Origin of the sequence: Kitasatospora griseola (assembly GCF_044999035.1) — a bacterium.
In the GTDB taxonomy this organism is placed as follows: Bacteria; Actinomycetota; Actinomycetes; order Streptomycetales; family Streptomycetaceae; genus Kitasatospora; species Kitasatospora griseola.
Genome location: NZ_CP173360.1, coordinates 5055934 through 5068839 on the forward strand (window position 1 = coordinate 5055934; position 12906 = coordinate 5068839).

10 protein-coding genes are annotated in these 12906 nt (G+C 72.7%); 6 read left to right on the forward strand and 4 right to left on the reverse strand.

Translation table 11 applies throughout. The features are described 5' to 3' along the window. Positions 1-13 precede the first annotated feature (13 nt). From ACI1MP_RS23070 to pcrA, 5 genes are all read left to right on the forward strand, one after another. Positions 14-1672, forward strand: coding sequence for a hypothetical protein (locus ACI1MP_RS23070; protein WP_380334610.1), 1659 nt, complete (start codon positions 14-16; stop codon positions 1670-1672). Beyond that, positions 1669-2922, forward strand: a complete 1254-nt coding sequence (locus ACI1MP_RS23075; protein WP_404869377.1) for an acyltransferase family protein — start codon at positions 1669-1671, stop codon at positions 2920-2922. The genes ACI1MP_RS23070 and ACI1MP_RS23075 overlap by 4 nt, the downstream gene beginning before the upstream one ends. Beyond that, positions 2919-4178, forward strand: coding sequence for a hypothetical protein (locus ACI1MP_RS23080; RefSeq protein ID WP_380334616.1), 1260 nt, complete (start codon positions 2919-2921; stop codon positions 4176-4178). The genes ACI1MP_RS23075 and ACI1MP_RS23080 overlap by 4 nt, the downstream gene beginning before the upstream one ends. 96 nt (positions 4179-4274) lie before the next feature. After that, a complete protein-coding gene (locus tag ACI1MP_RS23085; protein ID WP_380334619.1) occupies positions 4275-5534 on the forward strand; it encodes an acyltransferase family protein in 1260 nt (419 codons plus the stop codon). A gap of 71 nt (positions 5535-5605) precedes the next feature. Next, complete coding sequence (gene pcrA, locus ACI1MP_RS23090) at positions 5606-8245, forward strand: DNA helicase PcrA (protein ID WP_380334621.1); 2640 nt, start codon at positions 5606-5608, stop codon at positions 8243-8245. A 16-nt stretch (positions 8246-8261) separates the two neighbouring features. Here the strand turns inward: pcrA and ACI1MP_RS23095 are convergent, their stop codons facing one another. After that, positions 8262-8957: a M23 family metallopeptidase gene (locus tag ACI1MP_RS23095; RefSeq protein ID WP_404869378.1), complete on the reverse strand. Its 696-nt coding sequence runs from the start codon at positions 8955-8957 to the stop codon at positions 8262-8264. Between the two features lie 298 nt (positions 8958-9255). On the opposite strand from ACI1MP_RS23095, the gene ACI1MP_RS23100 reads away from it, so the two are divergent. Further along, a complete protein-coding gene (locus ACI1MP_RS23100; protein ID WP_043916458.1) occupies positions 9256-9663 on the forward strand; it encodes a cobalamin B12-binding domain-containing protein in 408 nt (135 codons plus the stop codon). A gap of 80 nt (positions 9664-9743) precedes the next feature. On the opposite strand, the gene ACI1MP_RS23105 is transcribed toward ACI1MP_RS23100, so the two are convergent. From ACI1MP_RS23105 to ACI1MP_RS23115, 3 genes are all read right to left on the reverse strand, one after another. Further along, positions 9744-11306 carry a DUF5691 domain-containing protein gene (locus ACI1MP_RS23105; RefSeq protein WP_404869379.1) on the reverse strand — a complete coding sequence of 521 codons (1563 nt, stop codon included), beginning with the start codon at positions 11304-11306 and terminating at the stop codon, positions 9744-9746. Then, positions 11303-11440: a hypothetical protein gene (locus ACI1MP_RS23110; RefSeq protein WP_161801098.1), complete on the reverse strand. Its 138-nt coding sequence runs from the start codon at positions 11438-11440 to the stop codon at positions 11303-11305. Before ACI1MP_RS23110 ends, ACI1MP_RS23105 begins: the two co-directional genes overlap by 4 nt. A 133-nt stretch (positions 11441-11573) precedes the next feature. Next, positions 11574-12887, reverse strand: a complete 1314-nt coding sequence (locus ACI1MP_RS23115; protein WP_380334633.1) for an SWIM zinc finger domain-containing protein — start codon at positions 12885-12887, stop codon at positions 11574-11576. Positions 12888-12906 lie beyond the last annotated feature (19 nt).

Sequence of the window (12906 nt, forward strand, 5' to 3'; positions counted from 1 at the left end):
AACGTGGAGCACCGTGACCGACACCGCCGCTTCGAGTCTTCCGACGCCCGAAACCTCACTGGATCCGGTCCGGTCGGGTTCGGGCAGTTCCCCGCTGGGGTCGGAGGACGGATCCCGTGCACCGCAGTCGGCCGGGGGCCTGCGCGGGCTGTTCCGGATCACCCCCTACCGGATCACCGGACTGCTGTTCCTGCTGTTCCTGGTGCCGATGGCCGCCCGCCTCCCGTGGTCCGGCGACATCGGCCAGCACGCGTCGACCATCTGGCGGCTGCGCGAGAACCTCTCGCACCCGACCAGCCCGATGATCGACCTGCCCGGTGACGGCAGCCCCTACTTCTCGCCGTACCAGCTGTTCGGCGCGCTGGTTTCGCTGGCCACCGGCCTGGTCCCGCTGAAGACGCTGCACCTGCTCGCCGTGATGAACATCGTCCTGGTGATCACCGGCCTCGGCGCGCTGGTCCGGGCGCTGACGCCCAACCGGTGGGCGCCGGTGATCGCGCTGTTCGCCTACTTCTTCCTCTGGGGCGTGGACGTCTCGGTGTGGAGCGGCTACGAGTCGTTCCTGTCGTTCTCGCTGGGCCTGTCCTACCCGAGTGCCTTCGGCGCCGGCGTGATGTTCTGGATCTGGGCGCTCACCCTGCGGCTGCTCGGCCGGGTCCCGGACCGGGCGCCGCTGTCCGACTCGCTGCTGGTCCGGATACCGCTGCACCTGCTGCTGGGCGCCGCGCTGTTCGCGGTGCTGCTGTCGCACCCGTTCACCGGCATCGTGCTGTGCATGGGCATGGCCGGCATCATGATCGGCTCGCTGCGGGTCATCGTGCTGCGCGACTGGCTGCTGTGGGCGCTGTCCGCCGCCGTCGTCACCGTCGGCGTGCTGGTCTGGCCGTACTGGAGCGTGCTGGAGCTCAAGCAGTCGGCCGCGCTCGACGACATGCACCGCGGCCTGTACAACCACCCGCTGAACTGGTTCGGCTTCGCGCTGCTGCTCGGCCTGCCCGCGATGGTGGCGCGCTTCCGCCGCAACCGGCTCGACCCGGTGGTGCTGACCTTCGCCCTGATCGGTGCGACCGTCGCCTACGGCTGGTTCAGCGGCCACTACAGCTGGGGCCGCGCCTACCCCGGCGTGATCCTCATGCTCCAGCTGGCCGCCGCCCTGGAGGCCGCCCGGGTGCCGTGGCGGCAGTGGACGCGCAACTACTTCACCGGGATCATGGCGATCTGCCTGGTGTTCGGCATGTGGGTGCAGTCCGGCGTGATGTTCTACCTCGTCCCCAAGAGCCACTTCCCCAAGGGCGTGGTGGAGAACGTCCAGGCCTGGAACCCGTGGCCGGGCTACGCCTGGGCCGGCAAGTACCTCAAGTACGGCGACGTGGTGATGGCCACCGGTGAGCGCCCGCTGGTGCAGCTCCCGGCGTACGGCTACTACACCGTCGAGGCCGGCTACCCGGACCCGGCGATCGACCAGGCCGTGCTCGACCAGCGGAAGAAGGACACCGACGAGTTCTTCGCCAAGAACACGACGAACACCCGCAAGACGGAGCTGCTCCGGCAGTACCACGCCGACTGGGTCATGCTGCTCCCGAAGGACGGCGAGGTGCCCACCGGCCCCGAGTTCCAGGTCGTGACCAAGAGCCCGCAGGGCGAGTACCTGATCAAGGTGTCGAAGCCGTGACGAACGCAGGCCCGGGACACCCGTCCCCCGAGCGACCCCTGCTCCAGGCACCCGTGTTCGCGGACGCCGCTCCGTCCCCCGCCGGGACGGTGCGGCGGGCCGCCGCCCCCGCCCCCGTCAAGCGGCCCCGCCTGTACGTGCTCGACGCCATGCGCCTGGTCGCCGCGCTGACCGTGATGCTCTTCCACTACGTCGGCAAGCCCGCCGGGTGGGAGCAGGTCTGGCGCGGCGCGCCCGACGTGCTGATGCCTGCCCTGCACGGCGTGGCCATCTACGGCTGGATCGGCGTCGAGCTGTTCTTCCTGATCAGCGGCTTCGTCATCTGCATGTCCTGCTGGGGCAAGCGGCCGCAGGACTTCTTCGTCTCCCGGGTGGTCCGGCTCTACCCGGCGTACTGGGTGGCCGTGCTGCTCACCACCGCGGTGGTCACCACCGCCGGCTACGCCTTCACCACCGCGAAGGACCTCACGCCGCGCACGGTCATCGCCAACCTGACGATGATCCAGACGCCGCTCGGCGCACCGTCCGTCGACCCGAGCTACTGGACCCTGTGGGTCGAGATGCTCTTCTACGTGCTCTTCGCGGGCGTCGTCGCGATGGGCCTGACCTACCGCCGGGTGGTCGCCTTCTGCGGCATCTGGACCTTCGTCGCGGCGATCGCGCCGACCGTCGACCTGCCGTTGCTGGACACCCTGACCCAGCCGTCGTACGCGCCGTTCTTCACCGCCGGCGTCACCATGTACCTCATGTACCGGTTCGGCCCGAACCTGCTGCTGTGGGGCATGCTCGGGTTCTCCTGGATGGTCGCCCAGTACCGCCTCAAGGGCACCGTGGACATGTACCAGCAGTGGCTGCCGCAGCACATCTCGTTCACTGTCGCGGCCGCCCTGATGACGCTGTGCTTCCTGCTGGTGCTCGCCGCCTCGCTCGGCTTCTTCAACTGGATCCAGTGGCGCTGGCTGACCGTCGCCGGCGCGCTCACCTACCCCGTGTACCTGCTGCACCAGGAGATCGGCCTGAGCGCCATCCACTGGCTGCGCCGCTCGATGGAGCCGATCCCGACCCTGCTCGTGGTGATGCCGTCGATCCTGGTGCTCGCGTACCTGGTGCACAAGCTGGTCGAGAACCCGCTGTCGAACGCCCTGAAGCGCGGGCTCACCTCGGCCTTCGCGACGGTCACCAAGGTCGACCAGGAGAGCCGCGCCCGGGTCGAGGCGCGGACGCGCAACACCGGTGGGGGATCCCGATGAGCACCGACACGACCCGGGCGCCGCTGGCGCCCGAGGAGCAGGGGGGCGGGGCGACCGGGCTGAACCGCTCGGTGCTGCGCCGGCCGCTGCGGTTCCTGCGGCCGATGGCGCCGGCGCTGCTGGCCTACACCGCCGTGCGGGCCTTCGGCCTGCTGGCGATGTGGCTGCACCCCAAGTCCGGCCTGCCCGGGGTCAGCAACTCCACGCTGACGCGCCTCGCCACCCTGTGGGACGCGCCGTACTACCAGATGATCGCCATCCACGGGTACAGCGACGACCTGGGCATCGACGGCTACGCGAACGGCGTCCCCTACTCGTCGCGGGCGTTCTTCCCGTTCTACCCGATGGCGATCCGCGCGGTGCACGCCGTGCTGCCGATCACCGCCGGGCACGCCGCCCTGCTGGTCGCCTGGTTCTTCTCCCTGGTGGCGGCCGCGGGCATCTTCGCCGTCGTCGCGCACGTCTACCGACCGCGGATCGCGCTGATCGCGGTGGTGCTCTGGGGGGCGCTGCCGCACGGCGCGGTGGAGAGCATGGCCTACTCCGAGCCGGTCTTCACCGCCTGGGCGGCCTGGTCGCTGTACGCGCTGCTGCGCCGGAACTGGATCTGGGCTGGCGCGCTGAGCTGCATGGCCTGCCTGACCCGTCCCAGCGGACTGGCCGTGGCGGCCGCCGTCGGCATCACCGCCGCGGTCGAACTGGTGCAGTTCTGGCGCGGCCGGCGCACCGGCGCCGACCGCCCGGTGGTCTGGCGGGTCCTGCTGGGCACCGCGCTCGCCCCGGCGGGCTGGTTCGGCTACCTCGCGTACGTCGGCTGGCAGCGCGGCACCTGGCGCGGCTACTTCGACGTCCAGCTGGCGTGGGGCACCCACTTCGACTTCGGCCGGGGCACGCTCTCCTGGATGAGCGGCATGATCCTGCACCCGGACAGCAAGGGGACCACCCTCGACCAGGTCGTGATGGTCGGCATCGTGGTCGCCTCGGTGGTGCTGTTCCTGCTGGCCGTCGAACAGCGCCAGCCGCTCCCGCTGCTGGTGTTCGGCGGCATGATGCTGGTGATCGCACTCGGTGACGGCGCCTACTACGCGCCGCGTGCCCGGTTCCTGCTGCCGGCGTTCGTGCTGCTGCTGCCGGTGGCCGCCGGACTGTCGCGAATCCGTTCCCGGGTGTCGCTCTGGGTGCTGCTATCGTCAGCCGTTGTCTGTTCGGGCTTCTACGGCGTGTTCCTGGTGTTCGAGAGCGTCTACTCGCCCTGACCGGCGGCCGATCAGGCCTCTGTGCCCCGACGTTGTCGTCCGCGCACGGTGCTCCTTTCCCGTGCCGGAATCCCTGCTGCGGAAAGAGTCCCTTCGATGTCCTACGACCAGAGCGTGGTGCCGCCGAGGCTGCGCGGGCCCGCTCCCGCCGCAGGTGACGGGGCGGGTCGGCCGCTCCCCGGAACGGCCCCCCGGCCCCGGCTGTACCTGCTCGACCTGCTGCGGCTGCTGGCCGCGCTGGGCGTCGTGCTCTGGCACTACGCGGGCTACCAGGGCTGGCCGAAGGACGTGTGGGGCGGCCGTCCCGCGGACGTGATACCCGTCCTGCACGACATCGGGAAGTACAGCTGGATCGGCGTCGAGCTGTTCTTCCTGATCAGCGGGTTCGTGATCTGCATGTCCTGCTGGGGCAAGACCACCGGCGCGTTCTTCCGCTCCCGGGTGGTCCGGCTGTTCCCGGCCTACTGGTTCGGGGTGCTGCTGACCGGCGCCCTGCTGCTGTACGCCCGTCCGAACTGGATGTGGAACGGCAAGCTGTTCCGGTACTCGGACGTGCTGACCAACCTGACGATGGTCCAGAAGGGCGAGGGCGTCTGGGACGTCGACCCGGTGTACTGGACGCTCTGGATAGAGCTGCGCTTCTACGTGCTGTTCGGCCTGGTGGTCGCGTTCGGGCTGACGTACAAGCGGGTGGTCGCGTTCTGTGCGATGTGGACCTTCGCGTCGGTGCTCACCACCGCCTCCGGACTGCCGTTCCTGGACCTGATCTTCTTCCCCGACTACTCGTCGTTCTTCATCGCGGGCATCGCGATGTACCTGATGTACCGGTACGGGCAGGACCTGCTGCTGTGGGGGATCGTCGGGTTCTCCTGGCTGCTCGCCCAGCACAAGCTGCACAAGATCATGTCGGACTACCAGGCCTTCTCGGGCGACACGCTGTCCTACACCAAGCTGCTGATCCTGATGACCCTGGCGTTCGTCGTGGTCGCGGGCACCGCGCTCGGCTGGTTCCGCTGGGTCAAGTGGCCCTGGCTGACGGTGTTCGGCGCGATGACCTACCCGCTGTACCTGCTGCACCAGGTGCTCGGCTGGTGGTTCCTGGTCCACCTGCAGGGCAAGGTCGGGCCGTACGCCGAGGCCGGGATCGTGATCGGCGGCATGCTGGTCGCCTCGTGGCTGGTGAACCGGTACATAGAGAAGCCCGGATCGAAGCTGCTCAACCGCAGTCTGGAGAAGTCCTTCGAGCGGATGCGCGGCATCGACGCCCGGGAAGCGCTGGCCAAGCGCGAGAAGAAGGCCAGGCTCGCGGCCGAGGAGACGGCCCGCGAGCGGCAGGCCGTCGGCGCCGACTCCTGAACCCCGGGCCCGGCCGGTTCCGTCCGGAACCGGCCGGGCTTGTCGGCGCAGGGCCATAGACTCGAAGGGCCATGACTAGCCTCTTCGATGACCTCCCGCTCCCCGGCTTCGAGCGTCCTGCCGTCGGGTCGAGCCGCCGCCCCGGCGCGGTGCAGCAGCCGCCCCTGACGTCGTGGTCCGACGAGGAGGCGCCGCCCGCGGACGAACCGTACGACGAGCCGCCGTACGACCCCGGGTACGGCGCGGAGGAGGACATCCCGGACGGGCTGTTCGCCACCGACCACGCCGCCGAGTCCGAGCGCGACGCCTGGCACCGCAACGGCGCCGCGCGCACCGTGGTGGACCCGGCGCAGCTGCTGGAGGGCATGAACGACCCGCAGCGCGAGGCGGTGCTGCACCACGGCTCGCCGCTGCTGATCGTGGCCGGCGCGGGCTCCGGCAAGACCCGGGTGCTGACCCACCGGATCGCGTACCTGCTGGCCGCGCGGGGCGTGCAGCCCGGCGAGATCCTGGCGATCACCTTCACCAACAAGGCCGCCGGCGAGATGCGCGAACGCGTGGAGGCGCTGGTCGGCCCGCGCGCCAAGGCGATGTGGGTGTCGACGTTCCACAGCGCGTGCGTCCGGATCCTGCGCCGCGAGGCGAAGCTGCTGGGCATGAGCTCCAGCTTCTCGATCTACGACTCGGCGGACTCGCAGCGCCTGATGGCGCTGGTCTGCCGGGACCTGGACCTCGACCCGAAGCAGTTCCCGCCGAAGTCGTTCACCGCGAAGGTCAGCAACCTCAAGAACGAGCTGATCGACGAGGAGACGTACGCCGACCAGGCCGCGAACCCGATGGAGAAGAAGCTCGCCGAGGCGTACTTCCTCTACCAGCGGCGCCTGCGCGAGGCCAACGCGCTGGACTTCGACGACATCATCATGACCACCGTCAACCTGCTGCAGGCGTTCCCGGACGTCGCCGAGCACTACCGGCGCAGGTTCCGGCACATCCTGGTCGACGAGTACCAGGACACCAACCACGCCCAGTACACGCTGGTGCGGGAGCTGTCCGGCGGCTCGGCCGCGCACGCCCCGCGGATGACCGCGGACGGCGACTTCGTCGACCCGACGGAGGCCAGGCTGGCGCAGATCGCGCCCGCCGAGCTGTGCGTGGTGGGTGACGCCGACCAGTCGATCTACGCCTTCCGCGGCGCGACGATCCGCAACATCCTCGCGTTCGAGGAGGACTACCCGAACGCGACGACGATCCTGCTGGAGCAGAACTACCGCTCCACCCAGACCATCCTGACCGCCGCGAACTCGGTCATCGAACGGAACACCAACCGCCGCAAGAAGAACCTGTGGACGGCCGGCGACCAGGGCGAGCAGGTGGTCGGCTACGTCGCCGACGACGAGCACGGCGAGGCCCAGTTCATCGCCGACGAGATCGACCGGCTCACCGACGCCGGCCACGCCCGCCCCGGCGACGTGGCGATCTTCTACCGCACCAACGCGCAGTCCCGGGTGTTCGAGGAGGTGTTCATCCGGGTCGGCCTGCCGTACAAGGTGGTCGGCGGGGTGCGCTTCTACGAGCGCAAGGAGGTCAAGGACGTCCTCGCGTACCTGCGGGTGCTGTCCAACCCGGAGGACACCGTGCCGCTGCGCCGGATCCTCAACGTGCCCAAGCGCGGCATCGGCGAACGCGCCGAGGCGATGATCGACGCGCTCTCCTCGCGCGAGCGGATCTCCTTCGCGCAGGCGCTGCGCCGGGTCGACGAGGCGTACGGGATGGCGGCGCGCTCCGCCAACGCGGTGAAGAAGTTCAACGACCTGATGGCCGGGCTGCGCCAGGTGGTCGAGTCCGGGGCCGGGCCGGCCGCGGTGCTGGAGGCCGTCCTGGAGGAGACCGGTTACCTGGCCGAACTCCAGTCGTCCACCGACCCGCAGGACGAGACCCGGGTGGAGAACCTCCAGGAGCTCGCGTCCGTGGCGCTGGAGTACGAGAAGGACCCGGGGGAGCGGCCCGAGGGCGACGAGGGCCCGCCGGTCGGCTCGCTGGCGGACTTCCTGGAGCGGGTCGCTCTGGTCGCCGACTCCGACCAGATCCCCGACGACGAGGACGGCGCGGGCGTCATCACGATGATGACCTTGCACACCGCCAAGGGCCTGGAGTTCCCGGTGGTCTTCCTCACCGGCATGGAGGACGGGATCTTCCCGCACATGCGGGCGCTGAACCAGGTCAAGGAACTGGAGGAGGAGCGGCGCCTCGCCTACGTCGGCCTGACCCGGGCCCGGCAGCGGCTCTTCCTGACCAGGTCGGTGCTGCGCAGCGCCTGGGGGCAGCCGTCGTACAACCCGGCGTCCCGGTTCCTGGAGGAGATCCCGGAGAACCTGATCGAGTGGAAGCGCACCGGCGCGGCCGCCGTGCCCGCCTCCCGCTTCTCCTCGTCCTCGTCGTCCTCGTCGTCGGGCGGTCGTGGCAGCGGCGGCGGCAGCGGCTTCTCGGCGAGCGCCTCGCCGAAGGCCGGCTGGGGCAAGTCGGCACGCACCGTGGTCGACCGGGAGGTGGTGGCCCTCGCCGTCGGCGACCGGGTCAGCCACGACAGCTTCGGCCTGGGCACCGTGGTCGCCACCCAGGGCGTCGGCGACAAGGCCCGCGCCACCGTCGACTTCGGCACCGCGGGGCGCAAGGAACTGCTGCTGCGCTACGCCCCGGTCGAGAAGCTCTGACCGACCGGCCCCGGCCTCAGCGGGGGTCGAGGCCGCGTTCCAGCAGCCACGGCACCGGGTCGACGGGCATCTCGCCGTCGGGCCGCACCTCGAAGTGCAGGTGCGGTCCGGTGCTGTTGCCGGTGCTGCCGGACCAGCCGATCACCTCGCCGGCCCGGACCGGGCCGCGCAGGATCCGGTACGCGCGCAGGTGCCCGTACAGGGTGCGGGTGCCGTCGGGCGCGGTGACCGTCGCCAGCCGGCCGTACGCCGGGTGCCACTGGGTGCCGACGGTGCCGTCGGTGACGGCCAGCACCGGGGTGCCGGACGACACCGGGAAGTCGATGCCGGTGTGCCGCGCGGACCAGTGCGCGCCGGGCTCGCCGAACACCGCGCTCAGGCCGGGCCGGGCCACCGGCAGCGAGAAGCGCCGGGCCGACGCGGCCGCCTGCTCCTCCTCGGCCCGCCGGACCGCCGGTTCGGCCGTCGGGCCGGCGGGTTGACGGCTCGTCCGGTCGGCGCGGTCGGGGAGCTCCGGCCGGGCGGCGGCCTGCCGGTCCGGCCCGCCGGGGAGCGGGGCGGCGCTCGGCGGCCGGTGCGGCGGCGGGTGCGCGGAGGCAACGGCGGCCGCGAACACGCCCAGCGCCGCCACCGAGGGCAGCGCGACCGCCCAGCACCGCTGTCCTGGTGGCGCTGCGGGCCCGCGCCCGGCGCTCGGCACGGGCGGCGGCACGGCTGCTGGGGACCACGGCTGTCACCTCGCGGCGGCTCGGGGACGTACGGGAGGACGCGGTCGAGACTGTAGCGGGGTGTCGACAGAGCGGACAAAGAGTGCATTTCAGCAGGCGTGGCGCGACGGCGGCCGGGGTCGGCAGGCGGGGTGGGCTGTGATTTTCCCCTCGTCTTGACCGGCGGGAAAGGACGGCGGCCCCGCCGGGCCGCTACCCTCCCCTCAGATCTGTTAAAAGTGGTTAACACGCCCCCGCGACGAGGTCGGCCGGGTGGTGGACGACGTGGTCCAGGAGGCAGTCATGGTTGTGTCAGGGCCGATCCGAGTAGTGGTCGCCAAGCCCGGTCTCGACGGGCACGACCGGGGCGCCAAGGTCATCGCGCGGGCGCTGCGCGACGCGGGCATGGAGGTCATCTACACCGGCCTGCACCAGACGCCCGAGCAGATCGTCGACACGGCGATCCAGGAGGACGCGGACGGCATCGGCCTGTCCATCCTGTCGGGCGCGCACATGACGCTCTGCGCGAAGGTTATCGAGCTGCTCAAGGAGCGCGACGCGGCCGACATCAAGGTCTTCTGCGGCGGGATCATCCCGGACGCGGACATCGCGGAGCTGAAGTCGCTGGGCGTCGCCGACATCTTCACCCCCGGCACCTCCACCCAGGACGTGGTGAGCTGGGTCGAGGCGAACCTGCGCGCTGCCGGCTGATCGTGCCGCAGCGGCCCCGGGCGACGGACTCGCCCGGGGCCGCTGTGCTGTGCTGTCGGGCCCCCGTTCGCCCCCGTTCGCTACCCGGCGAGTTCGGCGAGCATCGCCTGCCGGAACCGCAGGGTGCCGGCGAGCCGGGTGAAGGTGTCGGACCAGGCGGTGTCGGGGGAGGTGTCGGCGGCCAGCGCCTCGACCGCCGGCGCGGTCTCCGGGGCGAGGGCGCGCTCGGTCATGCCGAGGACGCCGCTGTGGCTCCACGGGTACGAGCCGAGCTCCGCGGCCCGCTTGAGGGCGGCGACCACGGCGGTCGACAGCGGCGGCGTCCACGGGGTGGCGCAGGCGCCGAGCAGCTGGAAGGCGTCGCCGAGGCCGTGGGTCTGCACGAACGCGGCCGTCCAGGCGGCGCGTTCGGCGGGCGACAGGACGGCGAGCAGCTTCGCGGGCGCGCCCGGGGTGCGGCTCTCCCGGCCGGGCCGGGGCGGGGCGCCGAGCAGCGCCCGCGCCCAGTCGGCGTTCTGCTGGCGGACGGCGGCGCGGGCCCACGCCTCGCGCAGGTCCTCGGCCCACTCCGCGCCGCCGTCGCCGTCCGCGTCCACGGTGGGCACGGCGAGCAGCCGGTCCGGGGTCAGCCCGGTGTCGGCGGTCCACAGCGCGAGCGGGGCGGCGGCCGCGACCTCGCCGAACCACCAGGCCCGTTCGCCGCGCCCGGTGGGCGACTTGACGGGTATGCCGTCGCGCTGCATGGCGGCGTCGCAGGCGTCCGGCGGGGTGATGTGCAGCCGGCCGGCCGCGAACCGGACCGCCGCGCGGGCGCGGTCGGCCATCCGGGCGGCGAGCGCCGAGCCGGGCAGCGTGGAGAGCAGTTCGGCGGCGGTGGCGCGGACGTTCTTGGAACGGTCGCCGAGCGCGGCCTCCAGGAACTCCTCGTCGGCGCCGGACAGTCCGTCCTGCAGCGCGTCGAGGAACAGCACCCGGTCCTCGGCCCGCTCGGTCGGCCAGGTGGAGGCGAGCAGGGCCAGGCCGGCCGCCGGGTCGGTCCGGCGCAGCCGGGTCAGGTGGGTGACGCGTTCGGCGAACAGGCCTTCCTGCCAGAGGAGTTCACCGGGCCGGTCGAGGTCGTCGTGGTCGGCGGCGGTCCGGGTGACGTACCGCCAGTCGGGGTTCTGCGGGGCCAGCCAGCGGCCGAGCGGGCCGGCCAGGGTGACGGCGTCGCCGCGCAGCTCGGAACGGGCCCGGGCGGTGTCCAGCAGCGCCGGGACGAGCGCGGGCGGCGTTCGGTAGCCGCGCGCGCGGGCCGCGGCCAGCCACTGCGGGAGCAGCTCGGCCAGGTTGGCGGTGGAGCCGTGTCCGCCGCGGGTGCCGAGCAGTACGGCGAGCCGGCGGGCGGCGGGTTCGGGCAGTGCCGGGCGGGTGTCGTCCGGGGCGGGCGCGGGGGCGTCCACGGCGGGCGCGGGCAGCGCGCCGGCCCGGCGGCGGACCGCGGCGAGGGCGGCCAGGTCGAGCAGCGCGGTGGCCGGGTCGGTGCGGTCCACGGACTCGGCGAGCGGCGTGCCGGGTTCGGGCAGCGGGCGGCGGTCGGTGCCGAGCAGGGCCGCACCCTGCAGGTCGGCCCACTGGTCGCCGGCGAGGGCGGCGGCGGTCATGCGCGGCCCCCGATCGGGCGGGCGTCGGTGCGGTGGCGCCGGCCCCAGCCGCTGGCGGTGGCGGCGCGGCGGGCGGCGTGGTGCAGGCAGATGCGTCGGACGGCGGCGCGCTGGCGGGTGCGGATGCAGGACATGTGGTTCCTCCGGTTGACGGGCCGTCGGGAGACGCCGGGGAGCGCCGAAGGGCCGGTCGGTCGGGTGTGGTGGCTTGTTTCGGGCATGCCGAGGCCGTGACGTGGCGTCAGGCGTGCGGGTGGAGGTTGTCGGTCAGCCGAGGCCGACGGGGCGGTGCTCGGCGTCCCAGGCGGTGACGGGCGTGAAGCCGGCGTGGCCGCACTCGCCGAACAGCGTGACGGGGTGGCCGGCGGAGACCGCGGCGAGACGCCACAGCGCGGCGTCGGCGAGCGCGCCGCGGCGCACCGGAAGGGTGTGCCGGCCGTCGGTGAGCTGCCAGCCGTCCGGGGTGAGGACGGGGACGACGTCGGTGAGGACGGCCGGCCAGCTGTCCAGCCAGGGGTCCTCGGCGACGGCGTCGCCGTACGCGGCCAGCGCCTCCGCCGGGGAGAATCCGGCGGGCACGGTCGCCGGGGCCGGCTCGGGGTCGCCGTACCGGGTGCCGAGGACGGCGCGCAGCGGGCGGGCGCCCGGGTGGAAGGCGACGTCGGCCTCCAGCAGCCGACCGGTGGGCAGTGCCAGGTCAGGGGCCTGGCCGGGGCGGCCGAAGGCCAGCAGCAGGGCGTCACGGCCGGTCTTCGCGCCGCGCAGCCACACCCGGCGGGTGGTGAGCCGCTCGTCGGCGGTGTCCCGGCTGCCGAGGACCTGCCAGCGGTCGCGGACGGTCGGGCCGGCGAGCAGTTCGGCGGTGTCTGTGGTGAAGCCGACCCGGGTGCGGACGGTCGCGGCGAGCGCCTCCGGCAGGGCGTCGATCCGGCCGTACGCGCCGGCCAGCAGGTGCAGCATCGCGTACTCCTCCAGCAGACCGTCCTGCGGGGTGTCGGCCAGCGCCCGGACCCGGCCGGCCAGGCCCGGGGCCTGGGCGTCGACCATGCGGGCCGCGACCTCGTCCCAGGCGCCCGCGGGCGGCGGATCGGCGAGGCCCCGGCGGATGCCGTCGGCCAGCCGCAGCCGCAGGTCGAGCGCGCCCGCGGCGACCCGTGCGGAACGCTTGGCGGCCCGCTTGCGGGCGGCCTCCGGATCCGCGTCGGCGGCCTTCGCCTGCTGCTTGGCGGCCTTGTCGGCGGCGGCCTGACTGCGGCCGTTCAGCCACTCCGACACCCAGTCGGGCGCCTCGGCGGCCGCGGTGACGGCCTCCGGTCCGGACGCCCACAGCAGCAGCAGGCCCAGGGCGTGCTTGCACGGGAACTTCCGGCTCGGGCAACTGCACTTGTAGGCGGGGGTGCCGAGCTCCACCGCCGTCCGGTACGGCGTGCTGCCGCTGCCCTTGCACAGGCCCCACAGCGCGCCCTGACCGGTGCCGGCGCCACTCCACGGTGCGGGCCCGGAGAGCTTGCCCGCGGCTTTCTGGGACGCCGGGTCGGGGGCCAGGGAAAGGACGTGTTCGGTGCTCCAGCGTTCCTCCATGCCCACGACGTTAGGCGGC

Excerpts from the sequence above, each read along its gene's own strand:
- pcrA (WP_380334621.1), top strand. The coding sequence starts at position 5,606 with ATGACTAGCCTCTTCGATGACCTCCCGCTCCCCGGCTTCGAGCGTCCT.
- ACI1MP_RS23085 (WP_380334619.1), top strand. The coding sequence starts at position 4,275 with ATGTCCTACGACCAGAGCGTGGTGCCGCCGAGGCTGCGCGGGCCCGCT.
- ACI1MP_RS23080 (WP_380334616.1), top strand. The coding sequence starts at position 2,919 with ATGAGCACCGACACGACCCGGGCGCCGCTGGCGCCCGAGGAGCAGGGG.
- ACI1MP_RS23110 (WP_161801098.1), bottom strand. The coding sequence starts at position 11,440 with ATGTCCTGCATCCGCACCCGCCAGCGCGCCGCCGTCCGACGCATCTGC.
- ACI1MP_RS23100 (WP_043916458.1), top strand. The coding sequence starts at position 9,256 with ATGGTTGTGTCAGGGCCGATCCGAGTAGTGGTCGCCAAGCCCGGTCTC.
- ACI1MP_RS23105 (WP_404869379.1), bottom strand. The coding sequence starts at position 11,306 with ATGACCGCCGCCGCCCTCGCCGGCGACCAGTGGGCCGACCTGCAGGGT.
- ACI1MP_RS23115 (WP_380334633.1), bottom strand. The coding sequence starts at position 12,887 with ATGGAGGAACGCTGGAGCACCGAACACGTCCTTTCCCTGGCCCCCGAC.